The following is a 21,952-nucleotide window of genomic DNA, read 5'->3' on the forward strand; positions in this document are numbered from 1 at the left end:
TGCCGCAGATCGGGGGCGACTCGAGCAGAGAGGCCCTGGGGCGTGAAGATCGGTGTGCTGACCGGCGGTGGCGACTGTCCTGGTCTGAACGCGGTGATCCGTGCCGTCGTACGCAAGGGTGTCGGCGTCTACGGGCACAGCTTCGTCGGGTTCCGGGACGGCTGGCGCGGACCACTGGAGAACGACACCGTCCCGTTGGACGTGACGGCCGTGCGCGGCATCCTGCCCCGCGGCGGGACCATCCTCGGTTCCAGCCGGACGAATCCGTTCGCCTCGGCGGACGGTCCGTCCCGCATCCGGGAGACCCTTGACCGCACGGGCGTGGACGCCATCGTCGCCGTCGGCGGCGAGGACACCCTCGGCGCCGCTGCGCGCCTGCACGCCGAGGGCATCCCGGTCGTCGGGGTGCCGAAGACGATCGACAACGATCTCTCCGCGACCGACTACACGTTCGGCTTCGACACCGCGGTGAACATCGCGATGGAGGCCATCGACCGCCTGCACACGACGGCGGAGAGCCACCACCGCGTCCTCGTCGTCGAGGTGATGGGCCGCCACGCCGGGTGGATCGCCCTGCACAGCGGGATGGCGGCTGGCGCGAACGTCATCCTCATCCCCGAGCGGCCCTTCGACATCGACAAGGTCTGCGCCTTCGTCGAGCAGCGCTTCGCCACCCGCTACGCGCCGATCATCGTGGTGGCCGAGGGCGCCCGGCCGATCGCCGGCACCGCCATGGCCAGGGAGGGCGAGCTGGACGCCTTCGGTCACGTGCGTCTGCAGGGCATCTCCGGCCTGCTCGAGACCGAGATCCGCGGCCGGACGGGCCGGGAGACCCGGGCGACGGTGCTCGGCCACGTCCAGCGCGGCGGGACGCCGACCGCCTTCGACCGCTGGCTGGCCACCCGGTTCGGGCTGCACGCCGTCGACGCCGTGCACGAGGGCGACTTCGGGACGATGGTCGCCCTGCACGGCACGCGGATCGACCGGGTTCCGCTCAGCGAGGCGACCGGCGAGCTCAAGACCGTCCCCGAGCACCTCTACGGCGAGGCGGAGGTCTTCTTCGGCTGACGCGCCGGTGGATGGGGGGAGCGCGACCGGCCGGCGCAAACCGCAGGAGATGTCGGCGCCGTAGCCGTACCCTGGTGACTCGTGAGCAACGACCTGGACATCTGGCGGAGCCTCCCAGCCAGGCAGCAGCCCTCCTGGCCCGACGGGGAGGAGCTGGCGGCGGCGTTCGCCGAGCTCTCGGCCCTGCCGCCGCTGGTGACCGCGCCGGAGGTGCGTTCGCTGACCGACCGTCTCGCGATGGTGGCCCGCGGCGAGGCGTTTCTGCTCCAGGGCGGTGACTGCGCGGAGACCTTCGCGGCCAACACCGCAGACAAGATCCGCGACAAGGTCAAGACCCTGCTGCAGATGGCGGTCGCCCTGACCTACGGCGCCAGCACGCCGGTGGTCAAGGTGGCCCGCATCGCCGGCCAGTACGCCAAGCCGCGCTCGGCCGACATCGAGGCCTCGACCGGGCTGCCCTCCTACCGGGGCGACGCGGTGAACGACATCGCGCCGAACGCGCAGGCCCGCCGTCCGAACCCGCGGCGGATGGTCGACGCCTACCACCAGAGCGCCGTCGCGCTGAACCTGGTGCGGGCGTTCGCGACCGGCGGCTTCGCCGACCTGTCCAAGGTCCACGAGTGGAACAAGGCGTTCGTGCGCGACTCGGCCGCCGGCCGCCGCTACGAGCTGATGGCCGTCGACATCGAGCGCGCCCTCGCGTTCATGGCCGCCTGCGGCATCGACCTCGACCGGACGGCCGCGCTGACCGGCGTCGAGATGTTCACCAGCCACGAGGGCCTGCTGATGGAGTACGAGCGGGCGCTCACCCGCACCGAGGAGTCGACCGGCGAGGTCTACGACCTGTCGGCGCACATGATCTGGATCGGCGAGCGCACCCGTGACCTCGACGGCGCCCACGTCGACTTCCTCTCCCGGGTCGGCAACCCGATCGGCTGCAAGATCGGCCCGACGGCAACGCCGGACGAGGTCGTGGCGCTCACCGAGCGGCTCAACCCCGACCACATCCCCGGCCGGCTGACGCTGATCGCGCGGATGGGCGCCAAGCGGGTGCGCGACGCCCTCCCGCCGATCATCGACAAGGTGAACGCGGCCGGGCACCCCGTGGTGTGGTCGTGCGACCCGATGCACGGCAACACCCGCGACGTCGGCGGCGTGAAGACCCGGCACTTCGATGACGTCCTCGACGAGGTCTTCGGGTTCTTCGAGGTGCACAAGGGGCTCGGGACGCACCCCGGTGGCCTGCACATCGAGCTGACCGGCGAGAACGTCACCGAGTGCCTCGGCGGCGCGGAGATGATCGGCGAGGCCGACCTCGGTGGCCGCTACGAGACGGCCTGCGATCCGCGGCTGAACACCGGCCAGGCGCTCGAGCTGGCCTTCCTGGTGGCCGAGTCGCTGCAGCAGGCCCGCGCGGAGCGCGACACACACACCCGCTGACCGGTGTCCCGCCCGCCCCTGGCACAGGCCCGGGGCGGGCGGTCAGGGCTGCCCGGCCGGCGCGTTCCCTCCGGTGACGTCCTCGGTGGCCTCGGTCGTCGGGGTGACCGCGGTTCCGCCGGTCGGCTCCGCTTCGCCGGTCGGCTCTGCCTCGCCGGTCGGTGTCGTCGCGCTGGTCGGCGTCGTCCCGGCGGTCGGGGCCGTCTTTCCGCTCGGGGCTGTCTCGGGGCTGGGCGGTTCCGCGCTGTCCGGGGCGGTTTCGGCCGCCCACTCCCCGAAGACGGCCTTCTCCGCCAGCGGGTCGTCCGACGCCGCCGGTGACGGCTGAGCGACGGGGGACACCTCGGGCCGCGGACCGTCCGACCACGAACCGTCCGCCGGAGTCTGCTCGGCCCCGCCACCGGCGGGATCGTCGACCGCGGGATCGTCGACCGCGGGGTCATCGGCGGGGTCATCGGCGGGGCCGACCGCCTTCGCGGGCGCGTCGAACGTCTCGAGGACGTCCGGCGGCGTCGTGGGGGAGGACTGTGCCGACGTGCCGCCGCCGGGATGCCCGCCCGTCGGCGGCGGTGCCGACGGCTCTGGTTCCAGAACAAGCGGGAGATCGGGTGCCGACCGGTCCGCCGGCGGGGCGCCCGGATCTCCGGGAACCGTGCCGGGCGGCGGCGATGCGGGCGTGGGCGTCGACGCCTGCCCAGATGCCGCTGGCTGGCCAGGCGCTGACGGCTTGCCGGACGCCGATGGCTGGTCAGGTGTCAGTGACTGTGACGGTGTGAGGAAGGGCAGGCCGGGGAGGAACCCGCCGGCCATGCCGCCGATCGCCGCGGAGACGGTCGGCACGGGCGCCGTAGCCCGCGGCCCGGTGGACTGTCGCTGGAAGTCGCCGCGCTCAGTGACCGTCGGGCTGGTCATCCCGTCGGCCGAACGTGCCCGGCCGGTCGGGTCAGGTGAGGTGCCGCCGCTCGCCGTCCCGGCCGTCGTGCCGCCGCGCCCCGCCGCGGTGCCGGCCCCGGACGGCCCGTCGGCCTCCGGGGCGGTGACGGCCAGCGCCGAGTCGACGTCGTGGATGATCCGCCGAGCCTTGTGCGCGCCGGGCACCGAGCCGGTCGGTAGCGCGTCGAACAGCGCCTCGAGGCGCGTCGACTGGTCCGCGGCGAACTCGTTCAGGGTCGCCCGGGCGTCGCGGCTGCCCGCGAGCGCCTCCTCGATCAGGACCGCGCTCCCCGCCCCGGCCTCGTCGCACCAGTCGCGCAGCAGCCTGGTCACCGTGCCGATGTCCCCGTCCGTGGCCGGACGCCCCCCGGGCGCCGCGTGGCTCGGGGAGGAAGCGGCCGGATCGGGGGTCGCGGCGCCCGCCGGCACCGATCCGCCCGTTCGCACCAGGCCGCCTGCGACCGGGTCGCCCGTCTGCTCTGGCGCCGCCTCTGTCGGCGGCGCCCCGGCAGATCCGGGGCCCGGGGTCGTTGCTGGAAGTGGCTGGCCCGAGGGCGATCCGGCGGCACCGCCGCCAGTCGGGCCGCTGTCAGTTGGGTCGCTGTCAGTTGGGCCGAGGCCAGCCGTGGTTCCGCCGGTGGTGGGGGAGTCGGTGCGCGTGCTGGCCGGTGGCCGGGCTGCCGGATGGACGACCGCGGCGAGCTCGTCCATCCGGTTCCGGGCGACGGAGAGCTGGATCTTGGCGCGATCGACGCGGTTGCCGGCCAGGCTGACCTGAATCTGCTCGACCTGCCGCTTCACTCCGTAGAGCAGCTCACCGGGCAGGGCCTGCTCGGCGCTCACGGCGACGCCCACCGTCGCGACCGAGACGGCCAGCGCCCCGATCAGGGCCGGCCGGGCGGCACGCAACGCCTGCCGGACGCCCATCCCGCCTGGCCGGGTGACGAGCGCGGCGGGCCGGGCCGGTCGGGTCGGCTGTGCCCGCCGGGTGCTCTCAGCCGCGCCGACGGTTTCCCTGCCGTTGCCCTCACCAACCTCGTGGGTGCCGCGGGCGCCGATCGGCTCGGCGAGGAGCATCGCCCGGATCTCGGCGCGGACCCGGGGGGACATCGCCGGCGCGGGCAGTGCCCCGGGCAGCACCCGCAGGGTCGCGACCGCGCGCGCCAGTTGCAGCTCGGTCTCGTCGAGGGGCTCACGCCGGCCGTCGAGCACCTCGGCGGCGCGGCCGGCCCGCCCGCCGCGCCAGCGCGGTCCGCGCCCTGCCGCCACGTCGCCCCCCGCGCTCCTCGTTCCCCTGCCCCGGCCCGCGGTCCCGGTGAAGATCGACCGTACCCGATCGGGGGTGCCGGTAACCGCGATCCCGGGCGTGTCTCGTCACGGGGACGAGTGGCCTCCTCACAGCGTGCCGCAATCGGTGCCAGGTGGAACTCACACTCCGGCCCGCACCCGGCCCAGGGATCAGTTGCCTACGCGGAACTCCGTCTTGAGATGGACGGTGCTGCCCTTCTCGATCTTGCGGCCGGCCTTGGGGCTCTGCCCCGTGACCCGCTCCGCGAACCAGTTCGACCGGTCGGCGTTGAGCCCGAGGCGGTTGAGGATGCGCTCGGCGTCCGACCAGGACTTGCCCACCACGTTCGGCACCGTGACCATGACGCCGCTGCCGTCGCCGTCCCCGGAGTCGGCCTCCTGGGCGACGAAGAGCGTCACCGCCCCGCCGGCGTTCACCCGCTCGCCGGGGCCGGGCGACGAGCGGACCACATGGCCGGGATCCACGCTGTCGCTGGCGACATTGCTCTGCTGGACCGTGAGGTTGAGGTTCAGCGAGTCGAGGCGCGCCTTGGCCTCGTCGAAGGTCATCCCGATGATGTCGCTGGGGACGGCGACCGAGGACGGCCCGCTGCTGAGCACGAGCTTCACCGACGTGCTCGGGTCGACGACGGCCCCGGCCGCGGGCTCGGTGCGGACGACCTGGCCCTGCGGCACCGTGTCGCTCGCCTCGCTGCTGCGCCCGCCGTCCGCCAGCTTCGCCTCGGTCAGCTTCGGCAGTGCCTGGTCGACGGTCAGGCCGGCGAGGTCCGGCACGGTGGCCTTAGGGGCGCCAGAGCTCAGCCGCAGCGTCACGACGGCGCCGTCGCTGACCGCGGCGCCGGTCTTCGGGTCCTGCTCGACGACGTGCCCCTGCGGGATCTGGGTGCTGGCGATCTCCGCGCCGTAGGTGAAAGCCAGGCCGGCGTCCCGCAGGTCCTGCTCGGCGTCCGCCTTGGCCAGGCCGATCAGCAGCGGCACCTCGGGCTTCCCGCCGCCGACGAGCGCCCGCAGCATGAGGACCCCGAGTACGAGGCACACGACGACCACCGCGGCGATGATGGCGGGGCCGACCGGCAGCCGCGAGCCGGGCCCCGACCGCTGGGCCCGCCGCCGCCCGCCCGAGGACGAGCCGGAGCCCGTGCCCAGCATGCTGGTCGGGGCGACCGGCGGCCCGGCGGTCGGCCGGGGCGGTGCCGGACGCGGCGGTGCCACCAGCGGGCCGGTGAAGCCGGAGTGGTACTCCTCCCCGGCGTCCGGCGCCGGCAGGTAGGGCAGGATCGCGCGCAGCTCGGCGAGCAGCGCGGCGCCGTCCGCCGGCCGGTGGTTGGGGTCGCGGGCGGTGGCCCGCAGGGTCAGCGCGTCCAGCTCGGCGGGGACGTCCGGCACGACCGTGGACGGCGCCGGCACGTCACCGTGCACCGACTGGTAGGCGACCGACATCGGCGTCTCACCGGTGTGCGGCAGGTTGCCAGTGATCATCTCGAACAGCATCACGCCGGCCGCGTAGACGTCGCTGCGCATGCCCGCGGTGCCGTGCGTGACCTGCTCGGGGGCCAGGTAGCCGACCGTCCCCATCACCACTCCGCCGGTGAGGGCCGCCGTGGGATTGGTGACCGGCCGGGCCAGGCCGAAGTCGGCGACCTTCACCCGGCCGTCGTCACCGAGCAGGATGTTCTCCGGCTTGATGTCGCGGTGGATGATGCCGGCCGCGTGCGCCGCGGCGAGCGCCTCGGCCACCGGCTCGAAGATCTCGACGACCTCGGCGACGGTGAGCCGCCCGCGCATCCCCAGGTGCTGGCGCAGCGAGCGCCCGCGGACCAGCTCCATCACCAGGTAGTGCAGGACACCGGCCGGGCTGGTGTCGGACCCCTGGTCGAGAATCGAGACGGCGCACGGCGTGTTCAGCCGCGCGACCGCGTTCGCCTCCCGGTGGAACCTGGCCACGAACTCCGGATCGTGGCTGAGGTTCGGATGCATGATCTTCAGGGCGACGAACCGGTCGAGCCGGTTGTCATGGGCGACGTACACCGTCGCCATCCCGCCGACGGCGAGCCGCTCCTGGGCGGTGTACCGCCCGTCCAGGAGACGACCTATGACGGGGTCGGCCACGGTGGAATCCACATGCACAGTTTACGATCGGCCGCCCCATCGGCCAGACAGTGGTCTTACTGCGCAATTGGCAGTGAGATGTACCCGAACGGGCGGGATGTTCGTCACAAAATCTGGAATTCGATCCGCGTGCTCGATCTCGGGCCCGCTCGGCGGGAGCCCGGTCGATCCCAGCCCGGGTGAGCTCCCGGATGCCGTACCGGGACGCGTTGTCTGTCCAGGTTCGCCGGAGCCGCTGGTCCGCCGCCCGCGGCGGCTTAGACTGTGGCGTGACCGGGGAGCCCGCGGACGCGGGCTGAGAGGCCGGCCAGACTGCCGCCGGCGACCCGCATACCCGATCGCGGTCATGCGCGCGTGGGGAGGAACCATCTGATGACACAGCGGGTCACCGAGGTCCGACGCGAGCCGGACAAGTCCGATCATCCGGAGTCCGATCATTCGGAGTCCGATCATCCGGAGCGCGGTCATCCCGACCCGTTCCGGATCGCCGGCACCGTCTACGCCAGCCGGCTCCTCGTCGGCACCGGCAAGTTCGCGAGCCATCCGGTCATGCGCGACAGCCTGGTCGCCTCGGGGGCGGACATCGTCACCGTCGCCCTGCGCCGGGTCGACCTGAGCCGCGCGGGGGAGGGCGACGTGCTCGACTTCGTCCCGGCCGGCATGACGCTGCTGCCGAACACCTCCGGCGCGCAGGACGCGGCCGAGGCGCTGCGGCTGGCCCGGCTCGGCCGCGCGGCGACCGGGACGTCCCTGGTGAAGCTGGAGGTCACGCCGGATCCGCGCACCCTCGCGCCGGACCCGATCGAGACGCTGCGCGCCGCCGAGCTGATGGTCGCCGACGGGTTCACCGTGCTCCCGTACTGCTCGGCCGACCCGGTGCTGGCACGCCGGCTCGAGGAGGCCGGCTGCGCCACGGTGATGCCGCTGGGTAGCTGGATCGGTTCCAACCGCGGCCTGCGCACCCGCGACGCGATCGAGGCGATCGTGGAGACCGCCGGGGTCCCGGTGGTGGTGGACGCCGGCATCGGCGCGCCCTCCGACGCCGCCGAGGCGATGGAGATCGGGGCGGACGCGGTGCTCGTCAACACGGCGATCGCGATCGCCGCCGACCCGGTCGCGATGGCCCGGGCCTTCGCGCTCGCGACCATCGCCGGGCGGATGGCCCACCTCGCCGGCAGGCCGCGGGCGGGCAGCGCCACCGTGGCCGAGGCGTCCTCTCCGCTCACCGGTTTCCTGGGCGCGGTACCCGGCGGCCTGCCCGGTCTGCCCGGCGGGGGCGGCTGATGGCCAGCCCGGCAGGGCTGTTCGCCCGCGAGCTCGCCGCGCTCGACATCCCGGCGCTCGCCCGTGTCTCGGTCGAGGCCGACGAGGCGCGGGTCGACGCCGTCCTGCGCCGGGCCGTCGCTGCCGGGCGGCCCGACGCCGGCGGCCGGCTCGACCTCGCCGACCTCGCCGTCCTGCTGTCGCCGGCCGCGACCGGGCGGCTGGAGGAGCTGGCGCAGGCGGCGCGGGAGACGACGCTGCGCCGGTTCGGCCGGGCGGTGCGGCTGTTCGCCCCGCTGTACGTGTCGAACGCCTGCCTGTCGTCCTGCACCTACTGCGGGTTCGCCAAGGGGCTGGAGGTGGCCCGGCGCACCCTGACGGTCGACGAAGCCGAGGCCGAGGCACGCCTGCTGGCCGACCGCGGCTTCCGGCACATCCTGCTGGTCTCCGGGGAGCACCGCGTCGAGGTCTCCGCCGGGTACCTGGTGGACGTCGTCGAGCGGCTGCGACCGTTCGTCCCCTCGATCTCGGTGGAGACCCAGACCTGGTCGGACGACACCTACAGCCGGCTGGTCGTGGCCGGGCTCGACGGCGTCGTCCACTACCAGGAGACCTACGACCGGGAGCGCTACGCGCAGGTGCACGTGGCCGGGTGGAAGCGCGACTACGACCGCCGGCTGTCCTCCTTCGAGCGGGCGGCCCGCGCCGGCGCCCGCCGTCTGGGCCTCGGCGTCCTGCTCGGCCTGGCGCCGGACTGGCGGGCCGACGTCCTCGCGCTCGCCGCGCACGCCTCGTTCCTCGCCCGCCGCTTCTGGCGGACGGAGGTCTCGGTGGCGCTGCCGAGGATCAAGCCGAGCGCCAGTGGCTTCCCACCGACCGTCGTCGTCGGCGACGCCGAGTTCGTCCAGGCGCACGCGGCGCTGCGGCTGTTCGAACCGGACGCGGCGATCTCGCTGTCGACCCGCGAGCCGGCGGCCCTGCGTGACGGCCTGGTCCGCATCGCGGTGACCACGATGAGCGCCGGCTCGTCCACCGAGCCAGGTGGGTACGGGCGGCCCGGGACGGCGCAGGAGCAGTTCTCCATCTCCGACGAGCGATCCCCGGCGGACGTCGCCGCGATGCTCGTCGGCGCCGGCTACGAGCCTGTCTGGAAGGACGCGTTCCCGCTGGTCGACGCCGCCGGCTGACCGGGCATCCTCCGCCGGCACCGCCGCGGGCCGCCCGCCGTTGTGGGCAGCGCTACTCACGGGCGACGCGGAACAGATCGTGCAAGTAACCTCTCGGCCCATGGATCGGGTGGGCTGATGGATCGCGTCGTCGTCGTCGGTGGGGGGCTCGCCGGAGGGCGAGCGGTCGTCGAGCTGCGGGAGCAGGGCTTCGCGGGCGCGATCACTCTGGTGGGCGCGGAGGAGCATCGGCCCTATGACCGGCCGCCGCTGTCGAAGGCGGTGCTGTCGGGGCGGACGGACGACACCACGCTGCCCTTCGACCTCGACGGCGTGGAGCTTCTGCTCGGCCGGCACGCGACCGGGCTGCGCCCGGGTGTGCTGGAGACCGACGGCGGCGCCGTCGAGTTCGACGGGCTGGTGCTCGCGACCGGCGCCGCCCCGGTGCGGCTGCCCGGCCCCGGCGAGCAGCGGGTGCTGCGCACCATCGACGACGCCCTCGCGCTGCGCGAGGCGCTGACCCCGGGTATCCGGCTGGCCATCGTCGGCGCGGGCTGGATCGGCGCCGAGGTCGCCACGCACGCGGCGTCCGCCGGCGCGGCCGTGACCGTCGTCGAGGCCGGCTCCGCGCCGCTGCTCGCGCTGGGTGCCGAGATCGGCGGGTACACGGTCCCCTGGTACGCCAAGGTGGGGATCGACCTGCGGCTCGGTGCCGCGGTCGACGAGATCCGGGCGGACGGGCTCGCGCTGGCCGGGGGCGAGTTCGTGCCTGCCGACGTGGTGGTCGTGGGAGTCGGCGTCCGCCCGGACGTCGCCTGGCTGGAGTCGTCGGGTCTGCCGCTGGACCGCGGCGTCGTCGTCGACGAATGGCTGTCGGCGGTGCCCGGCGCCAGGGTGGCCGACGCCGGCGGGCCGGGCACGGCCGACGGGGCCGGCGGCTACCGGCCGGATTCGGTCGTCGCGGTGGGGGACTGCGCCGCGTGGTGGTCCCGGCGTTACGACCGCCGGTTGCGCGTCGAGCACTGGGAATGCGCCCAGGAGTCGCCGCGGGTCGCTGTCGCGACCCTGCTGCGTTCGCTGGCCGGCGGTGACGGGCCGGCGCTGGCCGGCGACCAGGCCGAAATCTACGATCCCGTCCCGTACTTCTGGTCGCAGCAGTTCGGGCGCATGATCCAGTTCGCCGGGATGCCCGGCGCGGACAGCACGCTGGTGCTGCGGGGGGATCCGACCGCCGTCGCGCCGGAGGGCGCGAAGCGGGCGCCGGGCTGGTCGGCGGGCTGGTTCGCCCCGGACGGCGAGCTGGTCGCTCTGGTGACCGTCGCCCGACCACTGGACATGGTCGCCGGCCGGCGGATGCTGCTCGCCGGCGTGGCGCCGGACGTCGAGCGGTTCGCGGACCCCGCGGTCGCGCTGAAGGAGCTCCAGCCCGCGCAGCCGGTGTGAGACGGGCGGCCGCCGGCCGCTCCGGCGGCCGGCGGTCTTTGTCGTGCCCGTAGTTGACTACTTTTCGTAACGATATTGTTTACTTTTTGTCGTGGAGTGCGTGGCGTGCTCGCGTGCCGTGAACCCACTGTTCCCGTCCGGGTGGGTTCTGACTAAAGTGCCCCCCGTGCCACGCATTCACCTGGTGTCGAACCTTCCCGGCGTGAATGCGCTCGGTGATCATCTACGGGCCGCCGGGCTCGGGCCGACGTCGGCCCGCTCGGCCGACGCGCTGCTCGTCCTCATCGACCGCCCGCTTGACCATGTCGAGCAGGAGCTGCTCGACCGGGCCCGGCAGTCCGTGCCCGTCCTGCTGGCCGGGCCGACCGTCCGGTCGCTGTCGCCGGACAGCCCGCTCATCGACGCCTCCGGGCTCACCCCCGGCCGGGTGACGCCCCCCTACGACCTGCCGCTGATCCCCGGGCCGGACGGCGCCGCCGTGGCCGCCCGCCTCGGGGACTTCCGGCCTCGGGAGTCCTGGGTCATCCCGGAGAAGGTGGCCGAGGACGTCGAACGGCTGCTCATGGTGCGCCACGAGATGGGGGAGCACCCGATCTGCACCTGGCGGCCGTCCACCGGCCTGGGCATCTTCACCCTCGGGGCCGGCGAGGAACTGCTCGCCGATCCCCGCTACCAGCGGCTCGTCGGCCGCTGGCTGCGCCACGCGCTCGGCGTGACCGACGCCGGGCCGGTCAAGGTCGGGCTCATCGGCGCCCCGGACGTCTTCGGTGTGCACATCGACGCCGTCGACGCCGTCGAGGGCCTGGAGCTGGCCGCCCTCTGCGACGGTGGGATGGCCCGCCCGCCCGGCCAGGACACCGACCGGCCGGCCCGCCGGGTCGACGACCCCGACGACCTGGTCAACGACCCCGAGCTCAACCTGGTGATCGTCGCGACCCCCACCCACACCCATGTCGAGTGGGCCCGCCGCGCGCTCGAGGCCGGCAAGCAGGTGGTCGTGCACGCCCCGATGTGCCTGTCGACCCACGAGGTGGACGAGCTGACCGAGCTTGCCCAGAGCCGCTCGCTGCTGCTCGCCGTCTACCCCGACGGCCAGGACGACCCAGGTCACCGGGCGATGCGCACGGCCGTGCACCGCGGGGACGTCGGCGAGGTGATGTGGATCGACGTCTTCTCCGGTGGTCTGCGGCGGCCTGCCGGCACCTGGCACGACGACGAGCGGATCAGCGGCGGGCTGATCTTCGACCGGGGCGCCGCGCAGCTCGGCCGTGTCCTCGATCTCGTCGACGACCAGGTCGAGTGGGTCAGCGCCTTCGGGCACAAGCGGGTGTGGCACCACGTCACGAACGCCGACCACGCCCGGGTGCTCCTCCACTTCGCCGGCGGCTGCGAGGCCCAGGTGACGATTTCGGACGTGTCCGCCGCCGCGCGGCCCGGCACCCAGGTGCTTGGCAGCATCGGCTCGTTGCTCGCCCGCGACGGCCACGGCGGGGCGCCGCGGTCACCGCGGCTGCTCGCCCACGACGGGACGCGCACCGCGCTGCCGACCGGGTCGCACGACGCCACGAGGTTCCATCGCGAGCTCGCGGACTGCCTGGTCGCCGGCTGGCCACTGGCCGAGCACCAGCCGGAGGACGCCCGCCGGCTGGTCGCGGTGCTCGAGGCGGCCCGCAGGTCGGCGGCGGCCGGCGGCGCGCAGATGGCGCCCGGCTGACCAGCCCGGCGCAGGGTGTTTACTGTTGACCATGGATTGGCTGAACGTGCCCGACGTGGCCGAGAGTCTGGGAGTGCCCGTCACCCGGGTGCGCCAGATGGTGCGCGACCGCACCCTTCTGGCACGGCGGGTGGACGGCGTGCTCAAGGTGCCTGCGGCGTTCATCCAGGACGGCGCGGTGGTCAAGGGCCTGCCCGGGTTGCTCACGCTGCTCTTCGACGCCGGCTACAACGACGACGAGGCCCTCGACTGGCTGTTCCGGGAGGATCCGAGCCTGCCAGGCACCCCGGTCCAGGCGCTGGCCGAGAACCGCGGCAAAGAGGTCAGGCGGCGCGCGCAGGCGCTGGGGTTCTGAACCGGGCCGGCCCGCCGAACCCTCCCGGCCAGGGGCGCCCGCTCCCGTAGGGTCGGGTGCATGGCCGATCGTCCGAACCGGGCGGAGCTCGATCCGTCCCCGGGAGCAGCAGCCGTCAGCACCGCCCCGGCCGGTGGCCCGGGCGGCGCGCGGATCGTCGTCAACGGGCAGCCGCGGGAGGTGCCCGCCGGGCTCGCCCTGCCGGACCTGCTCGTCCAGCTCGGGCTGCGGCCCGGCTCGGTGGTCGTGGAACTGCGCGGCACCGCGCTCACCCCGTCGGAGATGCCTTCGGTCCACCTGGCCGACGGCGACACCCTGGAGATCGTCCGTGCCGTCGCCGGGGGCTGAGCCGCTGCGCGCGCGTCGGCTGGCCCGCCTGCTTGACGCCCGCCTCTACCTGTGCACCGCGCGTCGCGGCGACGAGGGAAGCTTCCTCGAGGACGTGCTCGGCCTGCCGGGCGCGCCCGCCGTCGACCTCGTCCAGCTCCGGGAGAAGGGGCTGGAGTGGCGCGAGGAGCTCGCCGGGCTGGCCCGGATGCGGGAGGCCGCGGACCGGGTCGGTGCCCTGGTCAGCGCCAACGACCGGGCCGACGTCGCAGCCTTCGCGGGCGTCGACATCCTGCATGTGGGGCAGGACGACATCCCGCCGCGGCTGGCGCGGACCATCGTCGGGGCGGACGCGCTCATCGGGCTGTCCACGCATGATCCCGAGCAGTTCCTGGCCGCGCTCGCGGACCCGGACGTCGACTACGTGTGCGTCGGCCCGGTGCACGCCACGCCGACCAAGGAGGGCCGTCCACCGGTCGGGATGGGCCTGCCGCGGCTCGCCGCGCGGCACGCCCCGCCGTTCGAGCCGGGGGCCAAACCCTGGTTCGTCACCGGCGGTGTGGACGCGCGGACCCTGGACGCCATCCTCGAGACCGGCGCGCGCCGGGTCGTGGTGGTGCGGGGCATCGCCGAGGCCGCGGATCCGGGAGCCGCCGCCACCGCGCTCGCCGAACGCCTGCGCTCGGCCTGACCGGGGGAGGGCGTCCGCGGTGAGCCGCCTCGGTCACTTCGGCGGTCTGGGCCACTTCAGCTACCTCGCGGTGCTGCTGGGGTGCCTGGTGGCGACGGCGCCGCTGGAGATCCTGCTGCGGACGAGGGTGTATGCGCGCCCCCGCCGCCTCCTGCTGTCGGTGGCGCCGGTGCTGGTCGTCTTCGTCGGGTGGGATCTGTACGCGATCGCGCGCGGCCACTGGGAGTTCGACCCGCGGCGCACCACCGGGGTGCTGCTGCCCGGCGGCCTCCCGCTCGACGAGGTCCTCTTCTTCGTCGTGGTCCCCGTGTGTGCCGTGCTCGCGCTGGAGGCCGTGCGTGCCGTCACCGGCTGGCAGGCGGGCGACGAGCGGGCTGGCGCCGAACAGGTGGACGGCGAGCAGGTGGACGGCGAGCGTGCCGGCGACAGGCCGGCGGACGGGGCCCGCGGGCCGGGATGAGCTACACCGCGCTGGCCGTCGTGGGCGTCGCCGTGAGCGTGCTGCTGGACCTGCGGATCCTGCGTACCCGGCTGCTCACCCGCCGGCTGTTCTGGACGGCTTACGCGATCATCGTCTTCTTCCAGCTCGTCACGAACGGCATTCTGACCGGCTTCGACATCGTCGTGTACGACCCGGACGCGATCGCCGGGCCCCGCCTCGTGTTCGCGCCGGTCGAGGACCTGCTGTTCGGGTTCGCGTTGGTAACCCAGACGCTGGTGTGGTGGGTTTGGTGGGGACTTCGTCACGGAAACGAGTGAATCGGGGTCCTGCATCCACTTTTGGGCCTACGCTCGGACCCGATGGCACAACGGATGGCGGACGAGATCAGTCCCGCTGGCCGGCACCGTTCTCCCTGGGGTCGCTCCAAACGGATCCTCCCCATCCGGTGGGGGCGGGTCGCGGCCGCGGTGGGGGCCGCGGCGGCCCTGGCCACGACCCTGTTCCTGATCCACAACAGCGGGTCGGGGCCGGCGTCCGCGGTGCGGGACCCGGCCGGTGCGCGGACCAGCATCGTCGTGTCGACCTCCGTCGCGTCCCCGCCGGTTCCCTCGCCGACGGCGAACGGCCCCGTCCCCGTCGGGGCGTTCGGGGCATCCGGGCCGCCCGGGCCCGTGGAGAGCTCCGGGGTCTCGGCGTCTCCCGAACCGTCCCAGGCGGGCGGCACGTCCGCGCCGGCTCGCCCGGGAGCGGGCACGGGCGGCCCGCGCGGGACCCCGCCGGCCGGGCCGGCGATCGGGCTGAGCCGCACCGACGTCGACTTCGGCGAGGTGGAGTCGACGATCAGGCTCGACGTGCTCGGCGTCGGGACGTCACCGGCGCGCGTGCGCGTTGGCGGCACGCCCGGGTGGGTCAGCGTCGTCCCGGGGCAGGACGTCGTCGATCCGGGCGCGCAGGTGCCGCTCGTGGTCACCCTCGACCGGGCGGTGGCTCCGCCGGGCTCGATCGACCTGGACGTCCCGGTCTCGGCCGTCGACGGCTCCGGCGGCGGGAACCTGCGGATCACCGCGCGGGTCTCCGGGGCACCGGGGCTCAGCGGCGTCTCGGCCGCGCCGACCACGATCCTCCCCAGCGGCTGCGCCGGTGATCAGGGCGCCACGCAGGCGACAGTGACCGCCACGGTCGTCGACCCGACGGGCGTCCTCGGCGTCGAGGTGCGCACCCGGGCGCCGGACGGACAGGCCACCACCATTCCGCTCCAACTGGGCACGGCGGTGGACGACCGGTCGACCTGGTCCGGGCCGATCGGGCCGGTGCCGGCGGCGGGGACGATCACCTACACCGTGGTGGCGACCGACCTCGACGGCCGGAGCTCGACGACCGACGGGTCCGTCGAGGTGCGCCCCTGCCCCGCCGGTTGACCGCCGGAGGCCTGCGGCTGACCGCCGGAACGGCGCCGCCCGGCTCGGGGGGTGCCGGGCGGCGCGGGCTCATGGTCTCATCCGCCGGGCGCGGGACCAAGGCTCGGTGCGGACTCGATGCTCACGGTCCCGTATGCGCGTTCGCGGCGGCGGGATCGGACCGGTGCCCGTTCGTGGCGGCGATGGCCTCCCGGCCGGTCCCGGCCGGCGCTGATCTCGTGGCCGGCGCTGATCTCGTGGCTGGCACTGATGCCGTGGCCGGCGGGCCGGGTGCTGTCCGGCGGAACAGGCGGCTGGCGGTGATCACTCCGGCCGCGCCGCCCGCGGCGACGTCCGGCGGGGTCAGTCCCGGGCGCAGTCGTTCCTGTACCCGCAGGTACTTCATCCCGGCCCGCAGGTCGGCGTCGTTGCGGAGCCGGATGACGAGGGTGAAGGCGCTCAGCGCGGTGGTGTCGAACAGGCCGGTGGTGTAGATCAGCTGCACTCCGAGCCGGTCGGCCACCGCGAGCTGCAGGTCCAGCAGGTAGGCGGCGCTGGCCCGTCCGATCGGGTTGTCGAGGAAGAGCACGCCGGCGTGCCGGGCGCGCAGCCGTCCACGGTCGTTGGCCCGCAGCGCGGCCATGGTGCAGTACAGGATGATCGCCGCGGTGAGCTGCTGGCCGCCGGAGAACACGTCGCCGAGCTGGGAGACCCGCACCCGCTCGGTGCGCAGCACCGCGTCCGGCTTGAGGATCTCGACCCGCACCCCGCCCGGGAGCGCGGCGCGGACGCCGCGCAGCAGCAGCGTCATGCCGTCCCGGCGGGCCCCGGCCGTACCGGGCCCGCCGGGGGAGACCGCGACGGTACCTGTGGACGCCGGCCCTGGGGTGGCCGAACCGCGCGCGGCGGCGTCCACCACCTCGCCGAGCGCGTCGGTGAGCGCCACCGGGTCCGGCTCGGCGAAGGTGATGCGCAGGAACTCCTGGCCCGACCAGTCTCCGAGCCGGTCGGGTAGCCGGGACAGCCGCTGCGCCGAGCGCAGCGTGCCCAGTGAGGCCCGCACCATGCCCTCGAGCCGGGCCACGATCGCGGCCCGGTTGCGGCCGATGTGCGCCAGGTCGTCGTCGAGGCTGCGCAGGCGCGGCGCGAGAGCCGCGGCCCAGTCGGCGGCGTTCGCGGCCACGGCGTCCCGGCCGGCCCGCACCATCTGCCGGCGGGCCGGCGAACGGACGGACTCGAACCGGTCGGTGGCTGCCCAGGCCGCCACGGCGTCGGCGGCGGCCCGCACCCGTCCCGCCGCCTCGCCGTGCGCCGCCACCGCCTGCCGCCAGGACGACCGCAGCTCGCGGGCCATAGCCGTGGCTGCGGCCGTGTCCCCGTCGAACGCCTCCACGCCGCCCGGCCATCCGGCGGAGCCAGCCGGCGCGGCAACGGCGCCGTTGCCGCGTCCGACGCTGGTGCCCGTGACGTCTCCGGCATTGGTGCCTGCGCGGCCTCCGGTGCTGGTGCCCGCGCGGCTTCCGACGTCGGCGTCCGCACGTTCACCGACGCCGGTGTCGGAACGCTCGCCGGCACCCGCGCGCTCGCTCGTGCCGGCTACGGCCGACTCGGCGTCCGCGCGCAGCTCGGACAGCGTCTCGGTGACGAGACCGAAGGCGTCCACCTCACGTTCGTGCGCCGCGGCGTGGCGCTCCAGCTCGTCCAGCGCGGCCCGGGCCGCCCGGACGGCGGCCTCCGACTCGTGCAGCGCCTCGACGGCGGCCCGGTGCGCGTCCCGCGACTGCTCCATCGTGGCGGGGCCCTCGTCCCGCGCGAGTGGCCGCGCTCCGGCGTCGGCCACCTCGGCGGCGGTGTGGCGCAGCTCCTGCCGCAGTCCGCCGAGCCGCTCCCGCGCCGCGTCGAGCTCGCGGCCGAGGTCGGCCGCGACGCGCCGGGACGCGGCCTGGGCGGTCGCCCGCGCTGCCGCGTCGCCGCCGTTCGGACCGGCCAGCAGCGCCGCCGAGCGGGTGCGGACGGCGGCGGGCAGCCCCTCCACGGCACCGCGTGCCGCCGCCTGCGCCCGCCGCGCGCGATCCAGCTCGCCGCGGAGGTCCGCGCCCACCTCGACCTGCGCGTACGCCCGCTCGGCCGACTCGTAGACAGCGCGCAGCAGCGGAACCTGCGGCGGCGGCCCGCCCGCTCCGGGCCCCGCTCCGTAGCCTCCGTGACCGTCCCCGGCGCCGTCCGCGCCGTGGATGTCGGTGTCGATGTTGCCGCTGTCGATGTCGGCGCTGTCGATGTCTCCGCCGCCGACCACCTCGGCCGACTCCGCCCGCGCCACCCGGGCGTTACGCGCGGCGTCGTCGGCCCGCCGCAGCGCGTCCTGCGCCGCCGCCCGCGCTGCCGCGGCTCGGGCGCGGTGCTCCTCGGCCTCGGTGGACCGCTCGGCCGCGGTCGCCTCCAGCCGCGTGATCTCGCTGTCGGCTCCCACCGACTCCCCGACGGCGCGGACGAGCAGGTCGAGCGCGGCGGCGCGGGCCGTGCGCTCCTCCTCCACCGCACGCAGGCGTTCGACCTCGGCGACCGCCCGCTCGGCGGCGCGGACGGCCTCCCCGACCAGCTCGCGGGCGGCCGCCAGCGCGTTCTCGGCGACGTCGACCGCGTCCTGGCCGGCGCGGGCGGCGGCACGCAGCCCCGCGACCCGTCCCGGCGGGTTGGACCGGCGCCAGCCGGCGACCGCCGCGGCGAGCTCGCGGTCAGCCCGCGCCCGCGTGCTCAGCTCGGCCGCCTGCGCGCTGCGCTCCTCGTGTCGACGCCGGACGGACTCCCGCTCGGCCGCGGCGGCGGCCCGGTCGTACAGCGCCGGGTTCGGCGGGACGAGGAACGTCCGCCCGCGAAGAGGACCCGCGAGGTCGGCGTTGTCAGGGTGGTCGGTGCGGTCAGGGTGGTCGGTGTGGCTGGGCGACGCCGCGTCCGACAGCAGCTCGGCGGCACCGACGACGATCGCGCAGTCGGGGAGCAGCCGAGCCGCGGCCAGCGCGGCGTGCGCCGCGCCGACGTCCCAGCCGGCCGGCACGACGACGCCGTCCACCAGATCGGGGCGGGCCGCGAGCACGCGCTCGCGTTCGGTCGCGGCGACCGCCCGGGAGAGGTGCTGCCATCCGGAGACCGCGGGGATGCCGGCCCGGGTCAGCACCGCGAGGACGTCGCCGACCGCCGGTCGCGCCGGCCGCAGGTCCCCGTCGCCGAGCGTGTTGAGCACCCGCAGGTCCGCCTCCGCGTCGACGGACAGCGCCAGCTGGCGTTCCTCGGCGGCCAGGACCGCCGCCGCGAGCGCGTCCAGCGCGGCGGGCGCGTCGGTGTCCAGGTCCACCGCGTCGAGGTGGTGCGCGGCATCGACCTGGTCCGGCTTGTCCGGTCCGGTGCCGAGGCCCAGCAGGGCGGCGATCCGGCCGTCGGCGGTCAGCGCGCGTGCCCCGGCCAGTGCCTGATCGAGCTCGCTCGTGAGCCGGGTGAGCTCGGCGCGCGCGGTGTCCAGCTCGCGTTCGGCGGCGCGGGCGCCGTCCTGGGCCCGTTCCCGGTCCGTGGAGCGGGTCGCGGCCGCGAGCGCGTCCTGGACGGCGGCGCGCGCCTCCTCCGCCGCCCGCGCGGCCTCGGCGGCCGCCGACTGGGGATCGATGTCAGCGGAGGGGAGCAGGCCGTCCCGGACCGCCTCGGCGAGCACCCGCGCGGACCGGGCGCGTCGCTCGCGCAGCGCCGCCGCGCCCGCGCGTGCCGTGGCCGCTCCGTCGGCGGCGGCACGGTCCGCCGCCGCAGCCGACTCGGCGGCCAGATCGTGCGCCGCGGCGGCCGCGCGCGCCCGGCTCTCCTCCGCATCGGAGGCGGCCGCGAGCCGGGACAACCCGACGACCAGGGCACGGGCGGCGGCGTCCCGGTCGGCCAGGGCCGGCGCCGAGCGGGACTCGGCCTCCTCGACGAGCCGGGTCAGCCGCTCGGCCTCGCTCGAGGCGGCCGCATGCCGGAGGACGTCCTCGGCGGCGCGCCACGCGTCCAGCTCCTCGTTGGCCTCCGCGAAACGCTCGACGAGCTCGTCGCGGGTCGCCTCGGCCTCGGCCAGCCGCAGCTCGGCGACCCGCAGCCGCGCCGCGAGCTCGGTGTCGACCGCGCGCCGCCGGGCCCGCTCGGCCTCCTCGACGGCGTCCCGGCCGGACTGGCCGCGGGCATCCAGCTCGACCGCCCCCACGCGGTCGAGCGCGATCCGCGCCTCGACGGCCCCGGCCGCGCCGCGCACCGTCGTCAGCAGCGCCCGCAGCCCCGCCGCGGACTCCACGCGCGCCTCGACCGCCTCGACCAGCGGGTTGAGCCGTTCGAGCGCGCCGGCGACGAACTCCCGCTCGGCGTCGAGTGCCGCCCGCTCGGCGAGCTTCGCCGCGTAGCCGTCGACGACCTCGGCGACGCCGGCGGGATCCTCCGGCGGGGTGACGGCGCGTAGCAGGAAGTCGACGAACTGCTCGTCGCTGTTGAACGCGAACGCCTCCGCGGCCTCTCCCTCGCCCGCGTTCATCGCCCGCTGGTAGCGGAACAGCTCCGGGTCCAGGCCGATGGCGTCGAGGTTCTCGCTCCAGGCGCCCTGGTTCGTCTCCCAGGTCATCGCCAGCTTCGGGTCCGCCGCGCCGGCCTCGGCCAGCCGGGTGCGGAAGCCGGCGAGCGTGATCAGCCGTCCGTCGCGGACGAGGGGGAGGCTGGCGATGTCCAGCTCCGCGTTCGGCCGGAAGGAGTACCAGGCCTCGGCGAGGCGGGACGCGTCCCCCGTCGCCCGCCCGCGCCACTCGCTGACCTTGCCGGTGACGACCCGCTCCCCGGTGACGGCGTGCTGCCACTCGCAGACGACATGCCCGCAGTCCCGGGCGAGGACGAAGTTGTCCAGCACACGGCCGTTCGAGGTGCCCACGACCTGCCGTCGGCCGGGGAGCACCACCGAAAAGATCAACTTCATCAGGACGCTCTTGCCGCCGCCGTTCTCCAGGAACAGCACAGACGCGGGCGACGGCCGGACCGGCCGGCTCGACTGGCCAGCCTGACCAGGCTGAACGGCCGGTACGGCGGTGTCGGTCGCCCCGCCGGCAGCGACAGCGCCGGGAGTCCTCAGGCTGGGTGTGCTCCCGTCGGACGGGGGCGCGCCGCCGGCCCGTTGTGTCGTGTCCTCACTGTCACCGTCTGTCTCCGGGACGGCCGCGCCGGCGCTGAAGAGCGCATCCTGGCGGTGTCCGGTGACCGGCGCTCCCACCCCGGAGAAGTCGAGAAGAACATCGCCGAACCGCGCCCCGGGCGGCCCGATCGAATGGAGTCGCACCTTGGAGAGCTCAAACATCGTCCGCCTCCGGCGCCACGCGCTGTGGCCCGCTCGTTCTGCCTGCCTCGGTTCCGGGCAGGACGGGCTCGGCCGCGAGCACCCGGACACCCCCCGAGCCGTCGGCCACCGTCACGATGCCGAGGTCGAGCAGTTCCTCGAGCGCCGCGTCGGCCGCCAGCTCGCGCACCTGTATCTGGTAGCGCGCCGTGGTGCGGAACGTGCCGCCGGCCTGCTCACTCACCGGCACCAGGCAGCCGGAGTCGGCGAGGAAGCCCATCGCCCGGGCGATGATCCCGGTGGTCGACCCGGCGAGCCGGCGGGCGTCGCGGGTCGTCCCCGCCGCCGGGCGGCGCGAGTACAGGCGCCAGGCGGCCTCGAGCGTCCGTCGGCCGTCCCCCGGGTCGGTCTCGGTGTCCGGGTCGGCGGCGACCCGCTCCTCGAGCAGCCGGCAGGCCTCGCGGACGAACGCGTCCACGCCCTCGACACTGACCCGGCCCACATAGGAGTCGTCGAGCAGATCGGCCGGGCGGGGGAACGCGAGCGCGGCGACGGCGAGCTGCGCGACCGCGTGCAGGAGGCGCTCGGCCGACCGGTGTTCCCCGCCAGCCCGCCGCGCGTAGTCCGTCATCCGGACGGTGAAGGCGGAGTCCTCAGCTCCCGCGACCACCAGGCCCGCCCGCTCCGCCACGTCCAGGACGACCAGCCCGAGACCACCGGCGACAGCCTGGGTCAGCGCCGCGAACTCCTGGTCCCGCAGATGCCGGCGCACGAGCTCGGCGTACGTCCCGTCCCGTGCCGGCACCAGCTTCGGTCGCAGGCCGTAGGCGATCAGGCGGGCCGCGTCGAACGCGTCGCCGTGCTCGCGCCGGGCATCCCGCCCGGGGGCAGTGGGGGCCTCGAGACGAGGGCTGGCCGCGCCCGGGGTGTGCTCCAGCGCGGCGATGGGCTCATGAGTGGCTGTCAC

General features: G+C 75.2%; 16 protein-coding genes and 1 riboswitch. Of the genes, 12 read left to right on the forward strand and 4 right to left on the reverse strand.

What is annotated here, in order from left to right:
• The first annotated feature begins 42 nt into the window (after positions 1 to 42).
• Entirely contained in the window at positions 43 to 1,068 is a 1,026-nt protein-coding gene (locus FRANEAN1_RS08995) for a 6-phosphofructokinase (RefSeq protein ID WP_020459439.1), read from the forward strand.
• 81 nt (positions 1,069 to 1,149) lie between these two features.
• Positions 1,150 to 2,508, forward strand: coding sequence for a 3-deoxy-7-phosphoheptulonate synthase class II (locus FRANEAN1_RS09000; RefSeq protein WP_020459440.1), 1,359 nt, complete (start codon positions 1,150 to 1,152; stop codon positions 2,506 to 2,508).
• A gap of 42 nt (positions 2,509 to 2,550) precedes the next feature.
• On the opposite strand, the gene FRANEAN1_RS09005 is transcribed toward FRANEAN1_RS09000, so the two are convergent.
• Together FRANEAN1_RS09005 and pknB are read right to left on the reverse strand one after the other, a co-directional pair.
• Positions 2,551 to 4,710 (reverse strand): DUF5667 domain-containing protein, encoded by a 2,160-nt coding sequence (locus FRANEAN1_RS09005; RefSeq protein WP_020459441.1) that lies wholly within the window; start codon positions 4,708 to 4,710, stop codon positions 2,551 to 2,553.
• A 189-nt stretch (positions 4,711 to 4,899) separates the two neighbouring features.
• Complete coding sequence (pknB, locus tag FRANEAN1_RS09010) at positions 4,900 to 6,858, reverse strand: Stk1 family PASTA domain-containing Ser/Thr kinase (RefSeq protein WP_347177042.1); 1,959 nt, start codon at positions 6,856 to 6,858, stop codon at positions 4,900 to 4,902.
• Positions 6,859 to 7,122: 264 nt separating this feature from the next.
• Positions 7,123 to 7,236: riboswitch (TPP riboswitch) on the forward strand.
• Between pknB and FRANEAN1_RS09015 the strand changes: the two genes are divergently transcribed.
• The 10 genes from FRANEAN1_RS09015 to FRANEAN1_RS09060 all read left to right on the forward strand — a co-directional run bounded on the left by FRANEAN1_RS09015 (position 7,231) and on the right by FRANEAN1_RS09060 (position 15,677).
• Positions 7,231 to 8,142 carry a thiazole synthase gene (locus FRANEAN1_RS09015; protein WP_020459443.1) on the forward strand — a complete coding sequence of 304 codons (912 nt, stop codon included), beginning with the start codon at positions 7,231 to 7,233 and terminating at the stop codon, positions 8,140 to 8,142. Its footprint overlaps the riboswitch before it by 6 nt.
• On the forward strand, positions 8,142 to 9,308 hold the full coding sequence (gene thiH, locus FRANEAN1_RS09020) for a 2-iminoacetate synthase ThiH (RefSeq protein ID WP_020459444.1): 1,167 nt from the start codon (positions 8,142 to 8,144) through the stop codon (positions 9,306 to 9,308). The genes FRANEAN1_RS09015 and thiH overlap by 1 nt, the downstream gene beginning before the upstream one ends.
• 117 nt (positions 9,309 to 9,425) lie before the next feature.
• Positions 9,426 to 10,730, forward strand: a complete 1,305-nt coding sequence (locus tag FRANEAN1_RS09025; RefSeq protein ID WP_020459445.1) for an FAD-dependent oxidoreductase — start codon at positions 9,426 to 9,428, stop codon at positions 10,728 to 10,730.
• A gap of 166 nt (positions 10,731 to 10,896) precedes the next feature.
• Positions 10,897 to 12,444, forward strand: a complete 1,548-nt coding sequence (locus FRANEAN1_RS09030) for a Gfo/Idh/MocA family oxidoreductase (RefSeq protein ID WP_041253897.1) — start codon at positions 10,897 to 10,899, stop codon at positions 12,442 to 12,444.
• 31 nt (positions 12,445 to 12,475) lie between these two features.
• Entirely contained in the window at positions 12,476 to 12,799 is a 324-nt protein-coding gene (locus FRANEAN1_RS09035; RefSeq protein ID WP_041253898.1) for an Rv2175c family DNA-binding protein, read from the forward strand.
• 60 nt (positions 12,800 to 12,859) lie between these two features.
• Positions 12,860 to 13,147 (forward strand): sulfur carrier protein ThiS, encoded by a 288-nt coding sequence (gene thiS, locus FRANEAN1_RS09040; RefSeq protein WP_020459448.1) that lies wholly within the window; start codon positions 12,860 to 12,862, stop codon positions 13,145 to 13,147.
• Positions 13,128 to 13,817 carry a thiamine phosphate synthase gene (locus FRANEAN1_RS09045; RefSeq protein WP_020459449.1) on the forward strand — a complete coding sequence of 230 codons (690 nt, stop codon included), beginning with the start codon at positions 13,128 to 13,130 and terminating at the stop codon, positions 13,815 to 13,817. Before thiS ends, FRANEAN1_RS09045 begins: the two co-directional genes overlap by 20 nt.
• A gap of 46 nt (positions 13,818 to 13,863) precedes the next feature.
• The gene (locus tag FRANEAN1_RS09050; protein WP_049795919.1) at positions 13,864 to 14,277 is read left to right on the forward strand and encodes a lycopene cyclase domain-containing protein; all 414 of its coding nucleotides are present in this window, start codon (positions 13,864 to 13,866) and stop codon (positions 14,275 to 14,277) included.
• Positions 14,274 to 14,576 carry a lycopene cyclase domain-containing protein gene (locus FRANEAN1_RS09055; protein WP_020459451.1) on the forward strand — a complete coding sequence of 101 codons (303 nt, stop codon included), beginning with the start codon at positions 14,274 to 14,276 and terminating at the stop codon, positions 14,574 to 14,576. The genes FRANEAN1_RS09050 and FRANEAN1_RS09055 overlap by 4 nt, the downstream gene beginning before the upstream one ends.
• 54 nt (positions 14,577 to 14,630) lie before the next feature.
• Positions 14,631 to 15,677, forward strand: coding sequence for a hypothetical protein (locus FRANEAN1_RS09060; RefSeq protein WP_157472477.1), 1,047 nt, complete (start codon positions 14,631 to 14,633; stop codon positions 15,675 to 15,677).
• 121 nt (positions 15,678 to 15,798) lie between these two features.
• On the opposite strand, the gene FRANEAN1_RS43115 is transcribed toward FRANEAN1_RS09060, so the two are convergent.
• Both FRANEAN1_RS43115 and FRANEAN1_RS09070 read right to left on the reverse strand, forming a co-directional pair.
• Positions 15,799 to 21,006, reverse strand: a complete 5,208-nt coding sequence (locus tag FRANEAN1_RS43115; protein ID WP_020459453.1) for a hypothetical protein — start codon at positions 21,004 to 21,006, stop codon at positions 15,799 to 15,801.
• Positions 20,999 to 21,952: a hypothetical protein gene (locus FRANEAN1_RS09070; protein ID WP_020459454.1), complete on the reverse strand. Its 954-nt coding sequence runs from the start codon at positions 21,950 to 21,952 to the stop codon at positions 20,999 to 21,001. The genes FRANEAN1_RS43115 and FRANEAN1_RS09070 overlap by 8 nt, the downstream gene beginning before the upstream one ends.

The organism is Parafrankia sp. EAN1pec (assembly GCF_000018005.1).
Taxonomy (GTDB): Bacteria; Actinomycetota; Actinomycetes; order Frankiales; family Frankiaceae; genus Parafrankia; species Parafrankia soli.